Origin of the sequence: Nocardioides silvaticus, assembly GCF_003160695.1 — a bacterium.
GTDB lineage: Bacteria > Actinomycetota > Actinomycetes > Propionibacteriales > Nocardioidaceae > Nocardioides > Nocardioides silvaticus.
This window is the reverse complement of the sequence record NZ_QGDD01000001.1, coordinates 309,450-331,976: the sequence shown is the minus strand read 5'-3', so window position 1 is coordinate 331,976 and position 22,527 is coordinate 309,450. Positions and strand designations below refer to the sequence as shown.

Here is a 22,527-nt window from a genome sequence, read left to right as displayed (position 1 = left end):
GACAGGTGCGCCCCGACGAGGTCTCAGCTAGAAGCTGAGGCCTTTGTGGTTGCAGCCGGCGTCGGCGTGGCGGTTTGCCCCCGACGCCACCGGCTGTCACCATCTACGTGGCGGAAGAAGTGCGCCCGAACGAGACCTCGACGAACATCACGTCGGGGCTTCTTGCGTTCACCGCCCATGTACCCGACCGGTCCTGTTGTGCTGATCGTTGCACCGTCACGCAGATACGGTGGGTCAATGAGGGTCTGGGAGCTCGCAGAGAGCCTACGGATCACGACCGCGGAACTCCTCGCTCTGATCGAGCCGTACGACAAGTACGTGACCTCCCACCTCGCAACGATCCCCGAGATGGCCTTGCGCGCCATCCAGTCTGATCCGCCGGCACCGACGCGGAAATTCAGCGACTACTACTGGCACGCCGAGCCCCGGCCCCGGCCCCGGCCCAGCCCGGCACCCCCTGCGGCTTCACGCCTAGGCGGCAACCCGTTCTCCGGGCGTCGCGGACGGCTGCGACGGCGCCCCGGTCCACGCCCGGTGTCATTCGAACCTCCCTATGAGGAGGACGATCACGGGTGGGGCAATGACCCGACAGCCGACCTCAAGTACGAGCCGATCTGGTCCACCCGAGACGTCGCCCGGTACTACGACGTGAAGCCCGCGACTGTGCGCCAGTGGGTCGCCCGGGGGTACCTCACCCCGGAAGGGAAAGAAGGGCCGTCGCACGTCTTCGCTCGCAACGAAGTCATGGATGCCTGGGCCGACATCAGCGCACGTCGGAACGAGTCGGGCAAAGCGAGTTCTCAGAGCTGGCCACCGTCACGTCCCCGCGGGCTTCACGCCACCGACCTCGACCGCCTGAACAAGGTCACGCCCGAGTCCCTCGTCACCATCACCGAGGCCGCAGTGATGCTCGGGCTCGCGCCCGCGACCATCCGGTCCTGGATCCGACGCGGTCACATCACCCCGCATCCAACCAGCACACCCCGACGCACTCTCGTCAGCGTCGCTGACGTCCACGCGGCCGCGCGCCGCAAGCGGCACTGAAGAACGGAGGCCCGATGAGACCTCCGTAGGAGACCCCTGTCCACCACAGACCCGCACACCCACAACCGAAGAGAAACACCAGGCCCGCTGACCGCGGGCCTTCTTCAATTCAAGGGGAAACGCATCATGAGGATCTCCACCGCGCTCGCTCCGCTCACCGCGGTAGCCAGCGCAGCTGCTTCTGACGCAGCTGCGCATGCGCTGGTGCTGATCGTTGCGATGGTCCTCGCCACCCAGACGGCCTTCGTGGTCCTGTTCGTGTGCCTCCCGGCAGCGCGACGCAAGGACCTGTTGAAGCTCGTCCGGGCTGTGCGACGACCGCGCTGACGATCAACACGGCGAACGCGTGAACGGACTTCTGACCCCTTGAGACGCCTGCGACGGGCTCTTTGTCGAGTATCTCGATAAACACAAACGAGCAACCTGTGAGGGGAGCCGGGTAGGCCGTCAGTTACGGTCCTCGACGTGTCCGACAACAACAACACGCTCTACGTTCCTCTACAATCACGGCCCGTACGAGTGGGCCCTGGTCGAAGGCCAGAAGCCTGACGAGAGCAGCGAGAGCACCTACGTCGTGCGGTTCGACAACGTTCGGCAGCACATCGCCGACGAGTTGGCGGCGGGCAAGGCCAACCCCAGCCACCAACTGGGCCGAACTGCACCAGCTTCCGCACCAAGAACTGTGACCCACAGCTGACCCGCTCCCGCTCCCGCCACGGTCTGATGCTGAACCGCTGGCATTGCCGGGCAGGCTGATTTACTTCTCCCCGGGGGTCACATCGAGGATGAGGGACCATGCGGATTCGCCGGCTGGACATCGAGCACTTCCGAGGCATCGACAGCGCATCGTGGCGGCTGCCGACCGAGCACACCTTCTTCACGCTGATCGGACCAGGCGACTCGACCAAGTCCACCATTCTGACGGCGGTCGAACGAGCGCTGACCGACCGAACGACGGTCACTTTCCAGGACACCGACTTCCACGGCGGCGACATCAGCGAGCCGATCCGGATCCGCGTCGCGGTCGCCGAACTACCGGACGAACTGCTCGCCCTCGACGCCTTCGGGGCGTTTCTGGCCGGCATCGACGCCGACGGCAACTGGGTCCACGAGCCTGACGAAGACCATGAGTCGTGCGTGATCGTTGAGCTCCTAGTCGATGCGGACCTTGAGCCAATTTGGCAGGCGTTCCGGCCACCGGCCGATGACGGAGAGGACGACGGTGACCCGCCGTCGATCCGTGCCAAGCATCGGGCCCGCATCACGGCGTTCCGCATCGACGAACGAGTCGATGCACACCTGCGCTGGTCCCGGATGTCGGCGCTCGGCAAGCTAACCAGTCGGCGCGAAGACACCAAGGAGACCTTGACCGCCGCGAACAGGGCGGCCCGCGTCGCCGCAGCGGAGGCCGTCTCCCCGGGCCTCAAGGAATTGGCCAAGGAGGTTCAGAGCACGGTCCAGCAAATTGGTAGCGCCGAGTTCGCCGACCTGAAGCCTGGCCTCGACGTGTCCCTGACCAACGCCCAGGGCAACCTGGCGCTGTTCGACGGCGACATCCCGCTGATGAACTTCGGGCTAGGCACCCGGCGGCTTGCAGGCGCCGCTACCCAACAGCTCGCGAACGGAGGGGCCAGTGTCCTGCTGGTTGATGAAGTCGAGTACGGGCTCGAACCGCATCGGCTGGTGCACCTGCTGACCTACCTGCGGAACAAGGACGCGTTCTCCCAGGTGTTCGTCACCACCCATTCTCCGACCGCGTTGCAGCACCTCGATCCCGAGGATCTGGTGATGGTGCGGTGCACAAGCGGAGCGACGGACGTGCGGTCTCTCGGTGATCCGCTCAGCTTGCGCGCGGTGATCAAGTCGAGCCCGGAAGCGTTCCTCTCCCGCCGCGTGGTCGTGAATGAGGGCAAGACCGAGTACGGGATGGTCCTGCACTTCACGGACACGTGGAACACCGACACCAGCGAGGGCTTCGTCTCAAGCGCCGCGCTCGGCGTCGTCGCGATCGAGGGCGACGGCGGCACCGGGTCCGTCAAGTGGGCGACCGAGCTCCTCGAGGTCGAGTATGACGTCGTGTTGTTCGTAGACAGCGACGACGCCAACACGAACGCGTTGCTGCCCGGCGTCGAGGCAAAGGGCGGCGTCGTTGCTCGGTGGGCAGGCGACGTTTGCACCGAGGAAGCTGTCTGCTCCCAGTTGGACGCAGCCGGTCTGAGCGCCCTGATCCAGGCCGCGGTCGAGGTGCACGATGACCCGGACACTGCGCCGACGGTCTTCGCTGACCAGCTCATCGCTCGTGGCGGACCCAAGAGGGATGAGGCAGCGGCCGTCGATCCGATCGACGTGACCACCTGGACGAACGCCGGGATCGACGTGGAACAGGCTCGCGGGATTGTCTCCTTGACCGCGAGCAAGGCGAAGTGGTTCAAGCAGATCCACAAGGGACGTCGCCTCGGCGAGTTCATTCTCGACACGCCAGCGCTGCAGACCGGACCGGTTGCTCAGGTCGTGGAAGAGCTGCGCGAGGCCATCTACGCGCGTCCGCCGGCCGCCGAGGCCGTCGAGACACCGTCGCTGGAGGAAGCCACGGTGGGTGCGACCGAAGTCGAGGAGCCGAGCGAGGTGGAGGAAACTCCTGGTGCCTGACGAACTTTCCGACGCCCTGCGAGCCGATGCAGAAGGCTTCATCGCAACTCTCCCCGCGTCCGTCACGATGCCTGCGGGCGCGGGCAAGACCCACCTGCTCGCTGCCACCGCCCGGGTCCTCGCCGACGCCGGTGCCAAGGTCCTGGTCCTCACGCACACCCACGCAGGGCTGCATGCGATCCGGGGGAGGCTGAAACGGTTCGGGGTCTCCACAGCGCAGTGCCAGGTCTCCACGATCACGAGCTTCGCGATCGCGATGGCTCGGCCCTACCCGACCCTCGGCGGAGTCCGTGTGCCAGCTACTCCGGACATGGATGACGCGACCCTGTACGTGGCGGGGGCGACTGCTGTGGCGACATCCGAGCACATCCGGAAGGTTCTCGCTGCGTCGTACACGCACGTCTTGGTCGACGAGTACCAGGACTGCAGCGAGGGTCAGCACGCGTTCGTCCTTTCGATCAAGGCGGCGGTGTCTCAGGTGGGCGTGCTTGGCGACCCCCTCCAAGCGATCTTCGGGTTCAAGGAGCAGCTTCCCGACTGGGAGAGAGAAGTGCTGACCGAGTTTCCCGACCATCTGATCGACCCGCAGCCGCGCCGCTGGGATGACCACAACCAGGCACTGGGTGCCTGGCTGCACGGGACCGTCCGGAAGGCGATGCACCCGAGATCGCTGAAGTTCGCTGGCGTGAAGTTCCCGGACGGGGTGACGTTTCGGAACACCGTCGGTGACTATCCGGCGATCTTCAGCGAGGCCCGCCGGGACCGACCGAAGAGCGAGTCGGTCCTGATCATCACCGCGCGCGCCTCAAGCGCGAGAACCCTCGCCGGAAGGCTCGGGGGCTCGTTCAAGATGATGGAGGAGGTCGCCGGCAACTTCATGGTCAAGGCCCTGGAGGCCCTCGTCGCAGCAGAGCCAGACGCGTATGCGCTCTGGCTGTTCGATCTGATGAAGGCCTGTGCCTGCGGGCACGCTGGACTCGACAAGAACACTGTCAGGAAGCGGTACGTCGAGAACCGGAGCTCCGCGGGCCTGACTCGTGCGGGCTTCGAACCTGCGTTGGCAGCGTTCGACCGACTGGTCGCTGAACCGACGCTCGCCAACCTGGTCCTGGGCATGGACCAGCTCCTGACCTCCAGGGGCTTGGCCCTGCACTCCTCCGAGGCCTGGCTCGACATCCAGGCCGCGATCCGAGGCGCCGTTGCGGCGGGCGACGACAAGTCCGTACTGCTAGACGAATTGGCGAAGGCGCGGGAGAATGTTCGGCACACCGGCAGGCGGAACCGGAACCGCGTGATCTCACGGACCCTCCTGGTGAAGGGGCTCGAGTTCGACCACGTCGTCATCGCCGACATCGCCGACCACACCGAAGTCCATGACCTTTACGTCGCACTCACCCGGGCGCGCAAAACGATCACCATCCTGGGCACCAAGGACGAGATCGAGCTCAAGCCATCGCCGAACGGCCCGAAGAAGTAGAACGCCCACCTGCGTGACACAGAGCCGCACACGGATGCCCGCGCCGGGGTTCCGGGACGCGGCGATCGCCATCCATGCGCCGAACGCGCGCAGTACGGCGGGTACGTCCGAAAGCGCAGGCGAAACGCTGGGCCTCGATCCTCGACAGCGGAGCTGAACTTGTCGCCGTGAGTGTCCGCGGAGGTGTTTCCGGCCAATCCGAGCCGACCCCGCACATCCTCGTTCGCACGCGCGAGCTGTACGAGCACCTGAATCGCTGACGCTAACTGTCGGACCTCGTGGCTACGGTCCGTTCATGGCTACCTCGAAGTCACGACGCGGACGCGGCAAGAAGCGTCGTGCACTCGCATGCGGCTCGAAGGTCGCATACGCGAAGGAGGCGGCCATCGCTACGGCTGTAGCGCTGACCAAGAAGGCCGGCGTCAGGTTCAACGCCTACAAGTGCCCGTTCTGCCACCTGCCGTCTGGTGCCTGTGCATGGCACGTCGGCCACCAGGCCACGCCGCGCCGCCGCCTCAGCTGACCCGACCAACCGGGTCCTCAGTACTCGAAGTTGCTGATCCGGTCCTCGAGCTCGGCGAACCGCTCCACCTCTTCAAGGAACGCCTCCGAGCCTTGAGCGATCGCCTCCCGCATCCGTTCGCGATGCTCAGCATGGAACGCCACCTGCAGGCCGCCCTCGATCCACACGAACGCATCCGAGAGCGGTCCGGTGCGCAGAAACTTGTCCACTGCATCGAACACCTCGCACGCTTCCGGGAACGTGCTCGGCGCCTCCGAGATGACGGTCGCCTTGATTGCGCTCGCGCCCTCCGCCAACCGTGCCGGGATCGCACCCATCGGCGAGTGCACGAGCAGCGACTGTTCCTTCTTTCCGAACCCGCCGTGAGCGTCGAGATTCCTGAACTGCTCCGCAGCGTCGCTGAGTAGGTCGAAGGTCTTCTTCGCGTCGCCGTTAGGGGCAGCCATCGCGTCGCGAAGGACGTAGCGCCATTTGTCCGACCACGGGTCGCCAATTGCCTTGGTCACCGGCTTCTCTACCGGGTCCCAATGTGGGGTGAATGGCAGCGCCAGGACGAGGACGTGTTCCAGCCAGGAGAAGTAGGCCGACGCCATCGCGGTCAGGCAGTAGCCCACGTTCACCGGGTTGAAGAAGGGTAGGAAGTAGTGGTTGTCCTCGGGGTCCCCGCCGGCGGCGCGGATGGAGATGTCGATCATTTCTTGGCGGATGTCTGCGTCTCCGTGGCCGTCGATCAGAGCCTGGCCTTGCCACCGGAAGAAGTTGTAAGCGCCGCGGAGCCGGCCGTTCTGGTTCACCAATGTGACGTTGCCTGACTCGACCTGGCTCTGCACCAGGTCGTTCAGCACCCTGGATCCGAACACCTGAGCCGCCTTCCGGACCGCGGTGGTGAAATCGGCGACGAGTGCGGCGAGGTCTGGGTCGCTGCTCAGATCGACCCGCTTGGATGCGATCACCCCAGGAGGCGGTGTGAACGGCTGGTTCTCGGTCGGTGTGAGTTGTCGATCCGTCTCGACCATCACCCTGAGTCCGAACTTCGTCGAAGCGAACGACACGTTCGTGTCCCTGAACCTGCCGCCGACTCGCCATGCCGTCTTCTCATCCCAGCCGCGCTGATTCACGAATCCAGCCCAGACCAGGGCGGCGCGCGCCAGCTCAGGTACAGGAAAGTCTCCTTCCTGCACCGGGGACAGGAGCTCGCCGTTCTTCCACGGCCGTTCGGGGTCGTCGGGCGCGAACTCGGCGAGGATGTGGCCGAGGATGCGTTGGGTCTCCTCGTCCGGCTGCAGCGATGTGATGTCCACCTACGCAAACTACGGTGACGGCCCATCTCTGACCGAACGAGTTACAGAGACGTCGGCGGCGCCTGGTCGCGAATTTCCGTAGGGGCCAACAGGTGCCGGCTGCCAAGATCGTTCCGTGGGAACGCAGATCATGCTGAGTCTCAACGACATCAACATCGACTACGGCAAGAACAGGTACTGGAAGAGCCACTACTGGCTGTTTCCGCCCGGAAGCGAAGCGAACGTACCGACCGAGTACGTAAGCGGAGTCCGGCTCCAGCCCGGGTACGAAGCGTCGCTGGCCGACGTCCGTTTCCGCCTGTGCCACCTCGGATACTCATACGCGGAGACCAGAGCGAAGTTCGAGACCTATGTGCACCGGTGGCAACGCACCGACGACGACCTGCAGATCACCTACGACGAGTTTCACGACACGATGACCGGCATCGAGTTCGCAACGCTCACCTCCGACGACCTGAAGCCCTACATCTGGGACTTCAGAGACTTCGTCATCGATCGGCTCGCAACGACCCAGCGCGACAAGTACGTGCTCGAAGACTTCATCTACGGCCTGGACTTCTCAATCACCCTCCGCACGTTGTGCGACCGGCAAGACAACCTGCAACTGCCGGTGAGGTGGCAGACCCAAGACCTCATCGACAGCGGATGGGTCACGCTCGAGGACCTCAAGGACATCGACCGACAGACGTACATCAACAACCACACCCTGCTGTGCGGCCGTATTCAGGATCACGTCGGCATCGACGGGCTGAAAGCGTTCGACAATTGGCTGCACGCCCAGGGTCTCCCGAAAGCGACGCCGTACACGCGGTCGTACCCCGGCGGCAGTCCGACCCAAGAGACCCTCACGCTCCCCGTCGCAGTGCGCCACAAGATCCATCACCCCGAGAACACCCACAACACCCTCCCTGACGAAGAGCTTCGAGAAAGCACCGAGCTCCTCCTCGACATCGTCAAACAACTTCCGCCTCCTGGCCTTGGCTTGGCCTAACTCGCGAGTCCCCGCAGATCCGCTGGCGCTGCCATCAGAGGCGGCCGCAAACGAAACGGTGCCAGCCTCTAGGATCTCGTGCACCGAACCCACGACCAGCAACACCGCCCACACGCCAGGAGCAACCTGCGTGAACTCGGGCGGGCCCAGCTCGACGGCCATCGACTCACGACAGTCGCGCTGACCGGGACTGTCGCAGCTGCACCCGATCCGGTCCGATGCCGAGGACCGCGCAGCCGCCCTCGGCCCGAATGCCCCCCGTCCGGACGAGCCCGCCGAGGCGAAGCCCGGGTCCAACTTCGAGATCGTCGCGGGCGACCGCCTGGTGCCGCACCCGCGGCGAGCAGGTGATCCCGGGCCGCCTGGCCCTTCGGATACGAGATGCGGCCACCTGGTTTCGCAGTACAGCCATATGAACATCGGCGAGCGCAGCAGCCAATACTGAACGGGCGCGAGGGTGTTCGCACCCGAGATTGGGGAATTCCCCATCACGGTGCGCTGTTCCCCTGCGCGAACTCCGCACCCGGCCCGCGTCATTCTGGTTCGCCGGTTCGCCGTGGCTTCGGAGCCCGACTCATCGCCGACCGGTCGGTGGGATACGACGATCCATGGTCGGACTTGACCAGGGATAGTGCGCTCCCTGGGATTGGCGGATCGCGGGAATGTCGAGAGGCGAGGTCGCGTCGATCGGCATCCCCAGAAGGGAGACGATCCGGTAGCGCAGGTCGCGTGCGGGGCTGTTGCCCAGGGGTGTCTCGGCGACGATCGCGCGGGTGGAGGCGCCGACGTCGTGACCGTGCTCGTGGGCCCGCTGCAGCATCGCTGCGGTGGCCGGCCAATCGCCTTGGTCGAGCAGGCGGGGGTCGAGCTCGCGGGCCAGCGGTGCCCACCGCTCGGCGGGCGTCTTGTTGGCCGCGGCCGCGAGTCGGGCGCGGACCTCGCTGCTCTTGTGCAGCTCGGCCAGGGCCGCCTTCCGCGGGTCGGCGTCCCACGTCTTGACCGCGTCCCTCAGGTCCCGGCGGGCTTGCAGATGGGAGAGCTGCAGCCGTGCCCGCACCTGGGTGACGCCCGGCTCCCAGGCCCGGCTGGGACGGGCCGAGAGGACCCGCATGGCGGCCACCCGTGCCTGCTCGGCGCCGAGGTTATCGAGGCGTTCGGTGAGGAGCTGGTCGCCCAGGGACCGGAAGGCGGGTTGGCCGCTGGCCACCGCAGCGGTGAGCGCGGCCGGGCCGCGCTTAGCGAGCAGGTCGGCGGGGTCGAGTCCGTCGGGGAACCGGGCGTAGCCGGGGTCCATGCCGTGCAGGGTGAGCATCCAGAAGTCGCGCTCGGCCGCGACCTGGCCCGCCAGGTCGGCGTCGGTGGCCACGATCGGGTCGCGTCCGACGGCGGCCAACTGCGCGGCCTGCTCCTCGGTCAGGGACGTGCCGAGCGGCGCCACGCCGAGGTAAAGGCCGGCGCTGGCGATCGTGACGGCGACCGCGTCCATCGGGCCCTCGACGATGACCGGGACGGCGCCCTCGGCGAGCACTTCGTTGACGACACCGAACAGCTGCGCGCCCTTGTGGAACAGCGGGGTGTCGGCGGTATTGAGGTACTTCGGTCCGGCCTTGTCGTCGTCGGTGAGGTCGGGGCGTCGGCGGCCGACGAAGCCGAGCACCTCGCCCTGGTAGATCACCGGGAACATCACGCGGTCGCGGAACCGGTCGATGAGGCGGCCGGTGCTGGCCTCTACAGCGACTCCGGTGGCGAGCATCTCGGCGTCGCTGACGCCGCGGCCGCGGAGGTGGTCGACCAGGTTGGTCCAGCCGACCGGAGCCTGGCCGGGGCGGAACCGCTCGTCGCCGGCGAGGTCGACGCCGAACCGGCCGGTGAGGTAGTCGCGGCCCCACGAGTCGGTGAACCGGGACTCGAAGAAGGTCTGCGTGAGCTCGTTGATCTCGACCATGCGCTCACGCGTGACGGGGGAAGAGTGCCACTCGTCGGCGCGCTGGTACATGAGCCGGATGTCGGTGTCGGTGGGCTCCAGCCGGGTGCCGCCGAGGTCGCGGATGTAGGCGGCCAGCGTCAGGTCGCTCTCGATGTACTGGTCCTCGTCGACGTCGACCAGGGCCTCCACGAGCGCGTCGACCTGGTGCTCGTCGACCAGGTCGACGGAGGGCTCGAGGTCCATGCCGGGGTCCTCAGCAAGCGGCCACGGGATGTCGTCGGACTGGTCGACGAACATCGCCTCCTCCGGCTCGATGCCCTCCCACAGGTCCGCCGGCGGCTCCTCGAAGTGGTACTCGTGCGCGTGCTCGTCGGGAGCGGTCTCTAGCGCGATCGAGGTCTGCCAGACCAGTGCCTGGCACTCGTCGACGCCCTCCCAGCCGTCGCTCGGCAGCGCCCGGCCGGCGCCCAGCAGGGCCTCGACCTGCCAGCCGCGCTGCAGGCCGTGGTCGACGTTGGAGACCAGCGCCGGCCACCAGGTGCTGGCCTGAATGCTCGCGGCCCGCTCGGGACCAAACAGGTCCGCGAGCCGAGGCGCCCAGTCGGTGGTGACGCTCTCTCCGTGGGAGCCGTCGCCGATCTGGGCGGCGACCGCGGGTGTGAGGTGCCGGGCCATGCGCCACCAGAGCGCGGCCGCGGCGAGCTCGTCGGGCAGCGCGCCCGCCGGGTGATCAGGCGCGGCGGCGGTGCGCAGCAGCTTGTGGGCCGTGACGCCGGCACGCGACATCGCGGCCAGCCGCTCGGCCAGGAGCGGGGTGAACTCGTCGTCGCGGACCTGCGGGGCGAGCGAGTAGAGCAGCTGACGCCATTCCTTGAGCGCCGGCGTGTGGTCACCGGTGACGGCCCGGTTGAGGCGCCGCTGCCACGTCGCCGACGCCTTCTGCAGCTGCGGTGCACCGGTCGGTCGCCGGTCGTCGCCGGGGACCTGCATGGCTGCCCGCCAGACCTCGACGTCGGCCACCGTGGCGGCCTCGGGGCGGATGCCGTTCTGCGCCCACACCGGCAGCGCGGCCTGCTCGGCGGCGCGGGTGTGGACCTGCTCAGCGAGCTGCTCGACCAGGTGCGCCCGCTGGGAGAGGTAGGCACCCCAGTGCGGGTCCTCGGCCAGACGCGCCGGGATCCCGGGCATCCACGGGAGCGGACCGGCGCCCGCGTTGCGCAGCCCGGAGGCGTCGAGGCGCCAGTCCAGGACCGCGGCCCGGTCGCGTGCGCTCTCCAGCTCCCGGTCACCGGCGGCGGCCCGGAGGGCTTCGACGGGGTTCTCGCCGGCCGCGCCGAGCAGCAGCAGGTGGGCGCGCAGGGTGGGCCAGGCGGCCTCATCCGACAACCCGGGAGCCAGCGTCTCGACGGCGGTATCCAGCGCGTCGACCATGTTGACCGTGGTGCCGTCGACGCCGGTGGCGGGCTCGTGGCGCAGCAGGTCCTCGGCTGCGACGTAGAGGCTGTCGAGGTAGCGCTGGGCTGCCTCACCGAGCCGGGTGGCCGGGTCGGCCTGCTCGCGGATCAGGCTGGTCGCGGACAGCTGCGCGTCGTCGCGGGCCAGCACCTGTTCGAGGATGTCGGTGGGGGTGAGCGGCCGGACCAGGGTCGGGTGGATCACCGAGTGCGGGTCGCCGTCGCCGACGACCTCGAGGTAGACGTGGTTGGCGGTCGCGCCGCGGGTCATCATCGTGTAGAGCTGCTGGCGCGACTCGGTGCCGGTGGCCAGGCCGTGCATCGTGTCGGCGGTGACGCCCTGGGCGGTGTGCACGGTGCACGCGTAGCCGAGATCGGTGGCCTTGGCGACATAGTCGCTCGGCAGTCGCACGGTGCGGCCGTGCTGGGTGTGCTGGACGGTCAGGTCGCCGCCGTCGTGGATCTCCAGGACGGTCCAGCGGTCGCCGTTCTTCACCCAGTCGGTGGCCGAGGTACGCAGCCGGCGGTCGTTCTCGCGGGTGATGATCAGCTCGCCGATCGACGCCTCGTTGCCGTCGGCGAGCCGCCGCACTGGGCCACTGCTGGCGACGTCGGCCGGGTCGATGCCTTCCAAACGGTGAGCGCGGGCCTGCTGGTTCAGCTCGCTGACCAGGTCGCGGGTCGGGGCGAGCATGATCGAGTCCTGGCCGGCGGCTCGGTCGGCCTGCCAGGCGGCGAAGACCTCCTCGGTCATGGTCGCCAGGTCGCCGACGTGGACCCGGTCGCGGTCGAGGTAGAAGCCGAGCGCCTCGCTCTTGCCCTCGCGCAGGGCCAGCGACGCTGCGCCCTCGGCGGGGTCCTTGAACCGGACGAGCTCGGTCAGCTGGAGCGCGCCGTGGGTGGCTCGGATGTCGCGCAGCACGCCGCCAGCGCCGATCGCGGAGAGCTGCTGGTCGTCACCGATCAGGCGGACGCTGCCGCCGCGCTCGAGGATGTAGGAGACCGCGGAGTCCAGGGAGAGGGTGTCGGCCATGCCCGCCTCGTCGATCACGACGAGCGTCGAGGAGTCGATGCCGGCCACCCAGTCCGGCATCGCGGCACCGGTCTGCCGGGCCTGCTCGAGGGAGTGCGTGAGCTTGGCCAGGGTGTCGGTCTGGGTGTCGATCTGGGAGCGCAGGGCTTCCGCGGCCGCCGCCGAGGGAGCGAGGCCGATGATGGTGCCGCCGCCGTCGGTCCACGCGCTGGCCAGGGCTCGCATCGCGGTGGTCTTGCCCGATCCGGCGGGGGCGATCGCCAACTGGAGCCGGGCGCCGGAAGTGGCCATCTCCCGCACCAGCGTGGCCTGCCCGGCGTTGAGGGTGATGCCGTTGGCGGTCGACTCCAGAAGCGCCAGGTCGACCGAGGACGCCTCGACGGCGTACCCGTCATGGCGGCCGGCGGCGGCGACCAGGCGCTGTTCGGCGGCCAGCACCTTGCTCGAGGTGAACAGGTCGGCCCCGGCCTGGGTGTAGACCGAGGACCCGTCTGCGCGGCGCAGCTCGACCGGCTCGCTGATGGTGCCCCAGGGGCGGGCCATGCTCACCGAGTGGCCGTCGAGGACCTCGCTGACCAGCAGATCGACCACCTGGGAGACCTGGTTGGTGGGCACGTTGGCGGCCCGGACCTGCCGCTGGGCCTCGGCGTAGACGTGCCAGTACTGCCACGTGCTCCGGCTGCCTTCCATCGTGGCCACGATGCTGTCGGTGGTCTTGGCGAACCAGGCCGAGTCGGCCAGGGAGCGGGCCGCGCCCTTCGGGTTGAGTGCGCCGTGCACCATCTGCTTGACCCGCTGCGAGGTGCCGAGCACCTCGACCGCCTCGCGGTTCCAGGCCTCGCGCTGCTCGGCCAGCGAGCGGGGCTCGTGCTTGGCCTCGCGGGTCTCCAGCGTCGCCTGCTGGGACAGCTGGATGGTCTCTACGGGCGTCGGGGGCCGCCCGTGGGTGGCCTGGAACGCCGCCGCGAGGACCTTGCGGCGGTCCTCGACGTTGATCCGGCGCTTGGAGAACCGGCGATTCAGCTCGGGGTCGACGCCGACGATCTCACGCACCGGCCGCTTGCGGGCGTCCTCGTTCGGGCGCTCCTCGAACCGGACGCCGAGGGCGTCGACCAGGTGCCGCTCGAGCGCGGTGTTGTAGGTCTCCGAGGCCGAGACGACCGCCTTGTGCAGCGGCCGGCCGTCGATGGCCAGCCACTTGCCGTCGAGGGTCTGGACTTTGTTGGCCACGGCGACGTGCGTATGCAAGTCAGGGTCTCCGGCGCGGGAGTCGCGGTGGGTGAACGCCGTGGCGACCAGGCCGCGGACGTCGACCTGGCGGACGCCGTTGGTGCCCCGGCGAGTGAACAGTGCCTTGGACTCGACGAAGTCCAGCGCGTCCTTGATCGCCGCCTGGTGGGCCCGCTCGATCACCGCGGCGGTCTTCGGGTCGGAGATCGCCCACAAAACCGAGACGCTCTTGACCGGGGAGAAGGTCAGGTCGTAGCCGGCGACGGCGTTGGTCTTGGACCGGGAGTGCTTGGCGATCGTGGCCGCCAGCTCGCGGGCGTCGACCGGCTCGCGGCCGTGCTCGGCGCGGAAGAACTCACGGCCCACCTCGGTGCGGATTCTGGCGCGCTCTGCCGCGGGGACGGGGTAGTCGCCGGGGTGACCAGCGGCCTCATTCCATTCACTGAATCGCTTGGCGACCTCGATCCGGAACGGGCTGATGTCGTTGTCGTAGACCTTGTACGGGGTGCCGAGCCGGACCGCGGTCTTGTAGTCCGCATCGGTCGGCCGCTCGGCGTCGTCGCGGCCGATCCGCAGGTCCAGTTCCTTGGTTCGCTGGGTGGCCAGCGGGTGGTGCCCGGAGCCGAACAGGCTCTGCATGTGGTCGGCGGTGACGATGTCGCCGGCATCGAGTCCCTCGATGCCCTCCATGCCCGAGCCGACCCACACGCCGGGGGTCTCGCCCTTCTCGGTGTAGTAGCTCGCCAGGCCTGTGTGGCCCTTGTCGGTGGCGTCCATCGCTGCGACCTGGCGGGTCAGGTAGTCGTACCCCGACCCCGCCGTCAGCTTGTGGAGGCTCATCGTCACGGTCACCTACGTGCGCACGTGCGCGGCAGGCGATCATTTTCGACCGGATTTCTGCTCTGTTCTTTCTATTCGGCGAACCGAGAATGCAAGAGGTGTGTGGCACTTGGTCGGTCGCGGAAATCTGGGGGGACGCTGAGGGGCGTGGGTGACGGCTGGGGCGTCGGGTTCGGATCGGGTGGGCTGAACGGGTCGAGGGAGCGGGTTTGAAGGTTTCTGCGGTTCGGTGATCGCTCGGGGTCCGGGAAATGTCGTAGGTGACTGTCAGAGTCCATGTCGACACGAGTGAGGACCGGATGAGTCAGCAGACGATCAAGCAGCAGGCACGGCGTACGGCGCGGGAGATGGCCGAGAAGCGGCGGCGCGAGCGCGAGGAGCGGGAGCGCCGGGTAATCGACCTGGCCGAGCGGGTCATGGTCGCGATCGGTGAGCGCGACGCGGCGGTGGCCGAGACCGAGAAGCGCGCGGGTCAGGCGCTGCGGGAGTTGACCGAGCGCGAGGGCCTGTCCCTGGGCGAGGCCGTCGAGTGGTGCGGCGAGACGATCACCGTGCGCGAGGCGACGCGACTGCGGCGGCTCGCCGGTGAGCCGCAGGCAGGCGACGACGGCGAGCAGGACAGCGACCGTGACGGCGCGCAGGGCGGCGACGATGCGGCGCTGGCGGCCGCTGGGAGTGGGGGAGCGGGTGCCGGTTCGTCGGCTGGATGATGCCGGCCTCGCGGCGGTCGCGGCCGCGATCACCGATCCGGCTGTGCTCGCGCGGTACCGGGCGAAGGTCGCCACGGTGCCGGGGAGCGAGTGCCTGTGGTGGACCGGCGCGGTTGCCGGTCGGTCCGATCGTGAGCGCACGGACGGCGGCGGGCATGGCCGGTTCTGGTACGCGCCAGGGCGGGTGATCATCGCGCACCGGTTCGCGTTCGCGGTGATGAACGGGGTGGACGCGCTCGCGGAGGCGCGGCTGCTCGGGCATCGGTGTCACAACCCGCTGTGTCAGCGGATCGCACCGGATCACGTCGTGGTGTCGAGCGCGGCGCAGAACCGCCGGGAGTGGTCGGTGCAGCGGCGGTTGCCGTACAGCCCGCTGGCCGATCCGCGTGGGCCGCGACGGCGGGCGCGGGAACTGCGCGACCTGGCGCGCGAGGACCCGCAGCTGGTGGCCGACGACCTCGCGCGGCTCCAGGAGCTGCTGGGCGAGCAACTGACGCTCTGGTGAGGTGGGGCGGACGCAGCAGGCCGCCCGCAGCGGACAGCGCTACGGGCGGCCTGCTGGCTGAGGGTCAGGCGGGCTCGCCGTCGAGGAGGCGACCGAGCGTCTCCCACAGGTCGAGGTAGCCGTCAGCGTCCTCAGGCGACTGCTCGCCCCACTTGGCGTGAAGATCGCGGATGCGGTCGAGTCGGTCGAGACGGTCGGGGAGCGCGTCACGGGCGGCGGCGATGAACTCGACGTCGGCGGCATGGCCGGTGGTCTTGAGGCCAAGCCGGTGGTCGTGCCCGGTGTAGTAGGCCACGAGGATGTTGTCGGGCAGCAGGGCGTCGGCGGCGGTGGCGCGGATCTTGTCACCGTCGGGAGTCCAGGGGCCGGGGGTGGCGCGTGTCTCCAGAGCGCGCAGGGTGGCGTCGTCGCTCATGCGGGCTGGTCCTCCCGGGCGGCGAGGTCGAGCCGCCCGGATGCGGCGGTCGCCACGGCGGTGATCCGGGCGGCCAGCGCCCGCAACTCGGCGGGCGTGCCCTGGATCGCCACCACGTCGTCACCGGCGAGGGTGAGGACCGGCTGACGATGCTCACCGGCACCCACCCAGTCCTCGCCGGGGGTGAACACCTGGACGCTGGTCTCGCGAGCGGCCAGCCACTCGATGTGCGCGCTCATGGGGTCACCTCGGCGGGCGCGGTGCCGATGAGGCGGCGGAACGCCTCCACGTCGGCACCGAGGGAGAACAGTCGGCGCCGGTGCTTGTCGTTCTCGGCGGCGACCTCGCCCAGGACTTCCGCGAGCCCGTGGAGGAAGGCCACGACGGCATCGGCGTCGACGGCATCGCCCATGGCGACCCACGGCTTGGGCACCCGCTCGGTGGCGGCGTAGGGCATCGCGGACATGGCGGCTCGGATGCGGCGCTGGTCGCGCTCGCTGATCACCGTCGTGGTTGAAGCTGCGTCGTTGGTCATGACTGCTCCTGTTCGGTGGTGCGGTGGGTGTGCTCGGCGTGCAGGGCGTCCAGCGCCGTGGCGACGCTGGACAGGGCCGCGTCCAGGTGGGCGCGGGCGGTCTCGGGGGTCCAGCGGCGTACGTCGCGCAGCCGGTGCTCGATGACGATCAGGTCGCAGGCCGTCTCGCTGAGGGTGTGCCGGTCCTTGGCGGCGCTGGCCTCGACGTCGGCTGGCGTGGCGGTCGGCTGGCTCATCGCAGGACGTCCTCGACTGCGCGGCGCTTGGCCTCGTCGAGCGTGCGGGTGTTGATCGCCCAGTGCTGCCCGTAGCCGCCGTCGATGTCGGCGTAGAACCCCGAGGCGAGGTAGGTCGCGTGGTCGCCGGGCGTGATCCGGATCAGGTACGTGCGCCCATGGGCGTGGACGCTGGCGGTGTGCGCGGTCCAGCGACCCGGCCAGCGGTCGTCGGCGTCTGCGGTGTGCCACTCCACGGGCGTGCTGTCGGGCGTCGTCGGGGCGGCGCTGGCGTGGGTGGTCGTGTCGGTCATGGCTCCTCCGTCGGTTGGGCCGGTGGCGGGCCGGACTCGGGGTCTCACAGCCCGCCACCGGAGGAACTGGCGAGATGGTCAGGCCGGGGCGAGTGCGGTCCAGGCGCGGCGCTTGGTCCGGTCGGGGTCGTCGCTGGTGAGCACGCGCGTGGCGCGGGCGGTGTGCTCGTCGCCCTTGGTGCGGACCGGGGCGTAGTGGTCGACGTACTCGGCCACGGCCTGGTAGCCGGCCCACGCGGTGTCGCGGATGCCGGCCTGCGTCTCGGCGTCGGCGAACAGCCAGTGCAGCCGGGAGCGGCGGCGGCGCTCGGTCTCGCGGACTCGCTTGGTGGCGTTGGCCTCGGCCTTGCCGAACGTGGCGTCGATCAGGGCATCGAACGCGGCGTCGGTCATGGTCTGCTGGATCAGCCGCTCGGCCTCGACCTGGAACGCGTCGACGTAGGTGAACGTCAGCCCGAGCGCGTCGCGGGCGGCCTGCACGGCGGCCTTGGCGTTGCGGGTGTGCCGGATCGAGAACGACGACTCGTGGTTGCGCAGGGCCGCGCTCTGGGTGTTCGCACACACGACGCGGACCGGGGTGACGAGGATGCGGAACGCGCTTGAGCCGTCGTGGCTGTTGAGCGCGGCGATGTTGAGGTCGACGCGGTCGGTGCCGCCGACCGTGAGCGAGTCCGGCAGCTGCATGGTGATGAACACCTGCCGTCCGCCGCGCAGCGACCCGGCGGTGTCGAAGATCGCGCCCGACTCGTCGGCCAGCAGGTTCAGGAACTCGGCGTGGTCCTCGTTCTGCAGCGGGGTGTAGCCGCCGCCGACGACGCCGAGCGCCTCGGGCGCTCCGGTGAACGGGTTGGTGCGCACCGTGGCGAAGCCGGGGACCTCGATCGGGGTGACGCCGCCCTCGTTGACCTCGGCGGTGGTGAGCGGCAACTTGCGGACGTCCCAGCCGCTATGCCGACGTCGGCATAGCGGCTGTTATGCCGAGGTGCTGGTTATGCCGATCTGGCCTGGTTCGCCGGCGGTGCTCGGGAGTCGGGTGTCGGCATAGTCAGAGGCTGGCGAGGAAGGCGAGTACCGGGTCGGGCGGCTGGTAGCGGCCAGCGGCGGCGTCTTGCGGGGTGATCTTCGCGATCGCGTTCTCCTTGATGGTCATGTCGGCGTGCAGGTAGATGTTGGTCGTGGCGATCTGTTCGTGACCGAGCCAGAGCGCGATGACGGTGGTGTCGACTCCGGCGTGGAGCAGTCGCATCGCGGCGGTGTGCCGCAGGGTGTGGGCGGTGACGTGCTTGCCACGCAGCGAGGGACGGGCCGCCCTGGCTCGGGTGGTTGCCAGGAGGATGCGGCGTTCGACCGCATCGCGGCTGAGCGGTCGTCCGGTTGAGGTCGCGAACAGTGGGTCGTTGGCGTCGCCTGCTCGTTCGCTGATCCATGCCTTGAGCACCCTGACGGTGGCTGGCAGGAGTGGGGTGCGCCGTTCTTTGCGGCCTTTGCCGATGCAGTGGACGTGGGGTCCGTTACCGAGGTGGACATCGGCGATCGTCAGGCCGGTCAGCTCGCTGATCCGCAGTCCGGTCTGGATTGCCAGGGCGAACATGGCATGGTCCCGCCGTCCGGTCCTGGTGGTCTGGTCGCAGGCGGCGAGCAGGGCGTCGGCTTCGGCGTGGTCGAGGTAGGTGACCAGGTTGCGTTCGATTCGGGCGGTCGGGATCGCCAAGACGCGCTGGATCACTGCGGCGTGTTCGGGGTGCCGTAGCGCGGCGTAGCCGAACAGGGAGTGGATGGCCGCGAGCCGGGCGTTGCGGGTGCGGACGCTGTTGCCGCGGACGTGGTGGAGGTGGGTCAAGAACCCGCTGATACAGGGTGCGTCCAGGTCGCTGATCTGCAACGCCGACGGTGTGGTACCGGTCTGGACGGTGACGTAGTCCAGTAGCAGCCGGAAGGCGTCGCGGTAGGCAGCGATGGTGTGGGGGCTGGCCCGGCGTTGGGTCATCAGCCGGTCGGTGAAGAACGCCTGGAGCAGGGGCGCGAGGCTGCTCACGACGCACTCACCCCTTCCAGGTCTCCACCCTGGCTGGTGGCGAGTCGACCGGCGGCATGCGCCATGAGCTCGGGGGTTGCGGTCAGATACCAGTAGGTGTTGGCCGGGTGGGTGTGTCCCAGGTAGGTCGACAGCACCGGCATCCTGGCGGCGACGTCGAGGCCGTCGCGATACCAGCCCAGCAGTGTGTTGACCGCGAAGGTGTGCCGCAGGTCGTGGATCCGCGGCCTGACCTGCTCGGTCCGCAGCCCGGCGGAGGTGGTGACCTGTCGGAAGGCGTGGTGCACGTTGCACGGCGGCAGCGGCGCACCACCGGGCAGCGTGAAGAACCTCGCCCCGCCGCCGCCGGTTTGGCTCACCTGGCCGTTTAGGCGGGTCGGGGCGATCCGGTCGGCGTAGTCGCGCAACGCGTCGGTGGCGGTCGGGTGCAGCGGCACCAGTCTGGGGTCGCGCGACTTGCCACGGGTGATGGTCAAGATCCCGTCGGTGAGGTCGACCTCGTCCCGGCCCAGTCCCAGGGCCTCGCCGAGCCGCAGGCCGGTGGCCGCGATCAACCCGAACAGCACCGGGTAGAGATTGCGGCGGTCGTAGCGGATCAGGCCCGTGCAGGCGGCGAGCAGCGCATCGATCTCCTCGGACGTGTAGATGTAGGGCGCGGGACGGGTCTTGCGCCACCCGAACACGTCACGGGGCGGGACCTCGTGGACCGGGTCCAGGGAGTGCAGGTAGGTGGCGAACCCCCGGATAGCGGTCAATCGCACCGTCGCGCGAGTCACCGGACGATGGGTCTGCCCGGCTGGGAGCGCCCCGGCCCATGCGACCGCGTCGGCGACTGTGAGCACGGCGATCCCCGATGCCGTCAGGTCGGTGGTGAACTGTCGCAGCAGGTGCTCGTGCCAGGCCAGGTCGAACCCCAGCGAACGCCGCAACTTCAGATAGCCCCCGACGCGACCGGACCAGGTCTCGGCCAAGCTTTCGCTCACCGTCGCGGCCGCGCCAGTGCCTGCGGGACTCATCGCGCACCACCCGTCGGCCAGGCCGTCGAGGTCGTCGAGATCGTCGAGGACGCTGAGGTCGGCCAGGGGACCGCGAGGCTACGTAACCGTTCGACGTCGACGCGGGCGTAGTTGGCGGTGGTCAGCGGGTCGTGGTGGCGCAGCACCTGCGCGATCGCGGGCAGCGGGACTTCGGCGCGGATCATGTCCTCACCCAGGGAGTGCCGCAGCAGGTGCGCCCCGACGGGTTCGATCCCGGCGCGTTGGCAGGTCCGGGCGATCATCGAGGAGACCGTGACCCGGTCCATCCGTCGTCGTGGGGCACGTGCCGCGACGAACACGGTGCGCAGCTCGGGTGCGTCGGTGGGTCGCGACCTCATCAGGTAGTCGACCAGGGCTTGGCCGACCTCGGCTGGCAGTGGCATGCCTTCATCGCGGTGACTCTTGCCGCGCACGATGATCTCGCCGTGGTGCCAGTCGATGTCGGTCAGCTGCAACCGCGCGACCTCGATGGCCCGCAGCCCGAGCCTTGCCAGTAGCAGGATTACGGCATAGTCGCGGCGGCCCACCACGGTGTCGCGGTCGCACGCGGCCAGCAGCGCGGCGGTCTGCTCCCGGCTGATCCCGATCGGCAGCAGCGAGGGCTGGTGAGACTTCACCGGCACGGTCGCGCCGGTCAGGTCGCGGTCGATCAGCCCGGTCAGGAACGCGTAGCGCAGGAACGTCTTGATCGTGTAGCCCAGCCGCTTCACCGACGACACCGCATGGTCCCTGCCCTCGTCCCGCAACGCCTGGGTGACCTCAACCGTGGTCAGCTGCCCGACCCCGCCCGCAGGGCAGTAGCCGGTGAGGAACCGGCGGATCCGCGCCGCCTGTGCCGCCGCCGTCTTCGGCAACAGACCTCGCTCGGTCAGCAGATACTGTTCGAACCCCGCGACCGCAAGGTCGGTCGGCGTCGCCGGTGGCGGCTCCTCGACCGGAAGCACGCCCAGCCCGCCCAGGTGCTCCAACAGCGGGCGGAGCGCTCGCCGTGAGTACAAGGCCGTGTAGGTGGCACGGCGCTCGACCAGGAACTCGTCAACCCGAGCGTCGGTGAGCATGCCGACCTCCAGGCCGCGGGCCTGCATCCAACGGCTCAGATGAGCCAGCAGCCGCAACTGGTGCTCCACCGACAACGGCAGGAAGCCGCGTCGTCCAAGCTTGGCCGCGAGCCCGGGCGCGTACTCGGCCAGCGGCCCGGACAACACGACTCTCTTCGACGCCCTCGCAGGACCCGTCATGATCTCCTCCTTCTTTGCAAACAGTGAGAAGAACAAGGCGATCAGCAGCACTGCGTTATGCCAACAAGATCACCCGACGCTGGGTGCCAACCGCGAGGCGACCGTGGCTGTGTCAACCCCGCTTGGCCGCACTGTGACGGCTTGGCTTGGCGCCCCCGGGAGGGACCGTCGAGGTGGCCCTGGTCGGGCTCGGCGTCGTTGTTCAGGGTCCAGCAACGCAGGGGTTCACTCCGGCACCGGGTCAGGCGCTTCTCTGGTTTCGATGATTCGGCAGACGACAGCGTCACCGCCGGACCGGCGGGCCCGGTCGGCGGTGCGGCGGGCGGTGAGCAGGGCGCGGCGCAGTTGCCTGAGCTCGGCCCGGGTGCGGTCGATCTGGTCGATGTGGGTGTCGAGCAGCGGGGTCACTCGGCCGCAGGGTTGGGCTCCGCCGTGTTGCAGGCTGAGGATGTCGTTGATCTCAGCGAGGGTCAGCCCGAGGGTCTTGGCCTGGCGGATGAACCGGAGCACGGCGATGTCGTCGTCGGTGAAGAGCCGGTAGCCGGCGCGCACAGGGTTGATGCCCCCCGCTCGGAGTCGTCGCGGGCGAAAGATATCCCGCTTCCCACCTGCACGTCGACGTTGAGGGCACGATCTGGAGCCGAACGCCGGCACCCAGTGCAGTTTTCAGCGGCTCGCGTCCGCGGGCGCGGCGCACGAGGGTCAGGGCAGGCGTGGGTCAGGGCAGGCGTGGGTCAGGGCAGGTGTCGGTCTAGCCGGCGGAGGAGCCGTCCGAGCATCGGGCGTTGGTGGAGCCGGAGTCGGATGACGCCATCGCGCCCCACGCGCGTGACGTCGCGCAAGCGTCCGCGGAGGGTGGGGTTGCGCTGGTCGTACGCGGCCTTGGCCTGGCGGCCGAGGTAGGTGGCGCAGTTGAGGCAGACGACCGTTTCGGGGTGCGCGCCGAGGTGGATCAGCTCGGCTGGCTGGTAGGAGTTGCCGCAGCACCAGCAGTCCGCCGCGTCGTCGTGGTTCCTGGTGTCAGGTCTGGGCTTGTGGGTGGCGGCCAACGGGA

20 protein-coding genes and 1 pseudogene are annotated in these 22,527 nt (G+C 68.9%); 8 read left to right on the top strand and 13 right to left on the bottom strand.

The window, feature by feature from the left end:
- The first annotated feature begins 237 nt into the window (after positions 1–237).
- From DJ010_RS01475 to DJ010_RS21705, 5 genes are all read left to right on the top strand, one after another.
- Positions 238–1,044: a helix-turn-helix domain-containing protein gene (locus tag DJ010_RS01475; protein ID WP_158282892.1), complete on the top strand. Its 807-nt coding sequence runs from the start codon at positions 238–240 to the stop codon at positions 1,042–1,044.
- A gap of 126 nt (positions 1,045–1,170) precedes the next feature.
- A complete protein-coding gene (locus DJ010_RS21710; protein ID WP_146207226.1) occupies positions 1,171–1,371 on the top strand; it encodes a hypothetical protein in 201 nt (66 codons plus the stop codon).
- 468 nt (positions 1,372–1,839) lie between these two features.
- Positions 1,840–3,693, top strand: coding sequence for an ATP-dependent nuclease (locus tag DJ010_RS01470; protein ID WP_109691845.1), 1,854 nt, complete (start codon positions 1,840–1,842; stop codon positions 3,691–3,693).
- Positions 3,686–5,170: a UvrD-helicase domain-containing protein gene (locus DJ010_RS01465; RefSeq protein WP_109691844.1), complete on the top strand. Its 1,485-nt coding sequence runs from the start codon at positions 3,686–3,688 to the stop codon at positions 5,168–5,170. The genes DJ010_RS01470 and DJ010_RS01465 overlap by 8 nt, the downstream gene beginning before the upstream one ends.
- 295 nt (positions 5,171–5,465) lie before the next feature.
- Positions 5,466–5,693, top strand: coding sequence for a hypothetical protein (locus DJ010_RS21705; protein WP_146207225.1), 228 nt, complete (start codon positions 5,466–5,468; stop codon positions 5,691–5,693).
- Between the two features lie 17 nt (positions 5,694–5,710).
- Here the strand turns inward: DJ010_RS21705 and DJ010_RS01460 are convergent, their stop codons facing one another.
- The gene (locus DJ010_RS01460; RefSeq protein ID WP_109691843.1) at positions 5,711–6,994 is read right to left on the bottom strand and encodes a hypothetical protein; all 1,284 of its coding nucleotides are present in this window, start codon (positions 6,992–6,994) and stop codon (positions 5,711–5,713) included.
- A gap of 115 nt (positions 6,995–7,109) precedes the next feature.
- On the opposite strand from DJ010_RS01460, the gene DJ010_RS01455 reads away from it, so the two are divergent.
- Positions 7,110–7,985 (top strand): HEPN/Toprim-associated domain-containing protein, encoded by an 876-nt coding sequence (locus DJ010_RS01455; RefSeq protein WP_109691842.1) that lies wholly within the window; start codon positions 7,110–7,112, stop codon positions 7,983–7,985.
- A 574-nt stretch (positions 7,986–8,559) separates the two neighbouring features.
- On the opposite strand, the gene mobF is transcribed toward DJ010_RS01455, so the two are convergent.
- Positions 8,560–14,469: a MobF family relaxase gene (gene mobF / locus DJ010_RS01450; protein WP_109692467.1), complete on the bottom strand. Its 5,910-nt coding sequence runs from the start codon at positions 14,467–14,469 to the stop codon at positions 8,560–8,562.
- Positions 14,470–14,768: 299 nt separating this feature from the next.
- Between mobF and DJ010_RS01445 the strand changes: the two genes are divergently transcribed.
- Positions 14,769–15,179, top strand: a complete 411-nt coding sequence (locus DJ010_RS01445) for a hypothetical protein (protein ID WP_245927128.1) — start codon at positions 14,769–14,771, stop codon at positions 15,177–15,179.
- Complete coding sequence (locus DJ010_RS01440) at positions 15,157–15,684, top strand: hypothetical protein (RefSeq protein ID WP_109692466.1); 528 nt, start codon at positions 15,157–15,159, stop codon at positions 15,682–15,684. The genes DJ010_RS01445 and DJ010_RS01440 overlap by 23 nt, the downstream gene beginning before the upstream one ends.
- 64 nt (positions 15,685–15,748) lie before the next feature.
- On the opposite strand, the gene DJ010_RS01435 is transcribed toward DJ010_RS01440, so the two are convergent.
- The 11 genes and pseudogenes from DJ010_RS01435 to DJ010_RS01385 form a co-directional block, all read right to left on the bottom strand.
- Complete coding sequence (locus DJ010_RS01435) at positions 15,749–16,099, bottom strand: hypothetical protein (protein ID WP_109691840.1); 351 nt, start codon at positions 16,097–16,099, stop codon at positions 15,749–15,751.
- A complete protein-coding gene (locus DJ010_RS01430; protein WP_010832688.1) occupies positions 16,096–16,338 on the bottom strand; it encodes a hypothetical protein in 243 nt (80 codons plus the stop codon). Before DJ010_RS01430 ends, DJ010_RS01435 begins: the two co-directional genes overlap by 4 nt.
- Positions 16,335–16,634: a hypothetical protein gene (locus tag DJ010_RS01425; RefSeq protein WP_109691839.1), complete on the bottom strand. Its 300-nt coding sequence runs from the start codon at positions 16,632–16,634 to the stop codon at positions 16,335–16,337. The genes DJ010_RS01430 and DJ010_RS01425 overlap by 4 nt, the downstream gene beginning before the upstream one ends.
- Positions 16,631–16,870: a hypothetical protein gene (locus DJ010_RS01420; protein WP_109691838.1), complete on the bottom strand. Its 240-nt coding sequence runs from the start codon at positions 16,868–16,870 to the stop codon at positions 16,631–16,633. Before DJ010_RS01420 ends, DJ010_RS01425 begins: the two co-directional genes overlap by 4 nt.
- On the bottom strand, positions 16,867–17,163 hold the full coding sequence (locus DJ010_RS01415; protein ID WP_109691837.1) for a hypothetical protein: 297 nt from the start codon (positions 17,161–17,163) through the stop codon (positions 16,867–16,869). The genes DJ010_RS01420 and DJ010_RS01415 overlap by 4 nt, the downstream gene beginning before the upstream one ends.
- A gap of 78 nt (positions 17,164–17,241) precedes the next feature.
- A pseudogene (locus DJ010_RS01410) lies at positions 17,242–18,096 on the bottom strand (DUF932 domain-containing protein); the annotation flags it as partial.
- 112 nt (positions 18,097–18,208) lie between these two features.
- On the bottom strand, positions 18,209–19,198 hold the full coding sequence (locus DJ010_RS01405) for a tyrosine-type recombinase/integrase (RefSeq protein WP_109691836.1): 990 nt from the start codon (positions 19,196–19,198) through the stop codon (positions 18,209–18,211).
- Positions 19,195–20,169: a tyrosine-type recombinase/integrase gene (locus DJ010_RS01400; RefSeq protein ID WP_245927126.1), complete on the bottom strand. Its 975-nt coding sequence runs from the start codon at positions 20,167–20,169 to the stop codon at positions 19,195–19,197. The genes DJ010_RS01405 and DJ010_RS01400 overlap by 4 nt, the downstream gene beginning before the upstream one ends.
- 41 nt (positions 20,170–20,210) lie before the next feature.
- On the bottom strand, positions 20,211–21,473 hold the full coding sequence (locus DJ010_RS01395) for a tyrosine-type recombinase/integrase (protein ID WP_146207224.1): 1,263 nt from the start codon (positions 21,471–21,473) through the stop codon (positions 20,211–20,213).
- A gap of 225 nt (positions 21,474–21,698) precedes the next feature.
- Positions 21,699–22,127, bottom strand: a complete 429-nt coding sequence (locus DJ010_RS01390; protein WP_281271106.1) for a MerR family DNA-binding protein — start codon at positions 22,125–22,127, stop codon at positions 21,699–21,701.
- An 80-nt stretch (positions 22,128–22,207) separates the two neighbouring features.
- On the bottom strand, positions 22,208–22,522 hold the full coding sequence (locus tag DJ010_RS01385) for a hypothetical protein (RefSeq protein ID WP_109692464.1): 315 nt from the start codon (positions 22,520–22,522) through the stop codon (positions 22,208–22,210).
- Positions 22,523–22,527: the final 5 nt, after the last annotated feature.

Coding starts and splice junctions, on each gene's coding strand:
- DJ010_RS21710 (WP_146207226.1), top strand. CDS start 1,171: ATGAGGATCTCCACCGCGCTCGCTCCGCTCACCGCGGTAGCCAGCGCA.
- DJ010_RS01395 (WP_146207224.1), bottom strand. CDS start 21,473: ATGACGGGTCCTGCGAGGGCGTCGAAGAGAGTCGTGTTGTCCGGGCCG.
- DJ010_RS01415 (WP_109691837.1), bottom strand. CDS start 17,163: ATGACCGACACGACCACCCACGCCAGCGCCGCCCCGACGACGCCCGAC.
- DJ010_RS21705 (WP_146207225.1), top strand. CDS start 5,466: ATGGCTACCTCGAAGTCACGACGCGGACGCGGCAAGAAGCGTCGTGCA.
- DJ010_RS01435 (WP_109691840.1), bottom strand. CDS start 16,099: ATGAGCGACGACGCCACCCTGCGCGCTCTGGAGACACGCGCCACCCCC.
- mobF (WP_109692467.1), bottom strand. CDS start 14,469: ATGAGCCTCCACAAGCTGACGGCGGGGTCGGGGTACGACTACCTGACC.
- DJ010_RS01470 (WP_109691845.1), top strand. CDS start 1,840: ATGCGGATTCGCCGGCTGGACATCGAGCACTTCCGAGGCATCGACAGC.
- DJ010_RS01475 (WP_158282892.1), top strand. CDS start 238: ATGAGGGTCTGGGAGCTCGCAGAGAGCCTACGGATCACGACCGCGGAA.
- DJ010_RS01420 (WP_109691838.1), bottom strand. CDS start 16,870: ATGAGCCAGCCGACCGCCACGCCAGCCGACGTCGAGGCCAGCGCCGCC.
- DJ010_RS01425 (WP_109691839.1), bottom strand. CDS start 16,634: ATGACCAACGACGCAGCTTCAACCACGACGGTGATCAGCGAGCGCGAC.
- DJ010_RS01445 (WP_245927128.1), top strand. CDS start 14,769: ATGAGTCAGCAGACGATCAAGCAGCAGGCACGGCGTACGGCGCGGGAG.
- DJ010_RS01430 (WP_010832688.1), bottom strand. CDS start 16,338: ATGAGCGCGCACATCGAGTGGCTGGCCGCTCGCGAGACCAGCGTCCAG.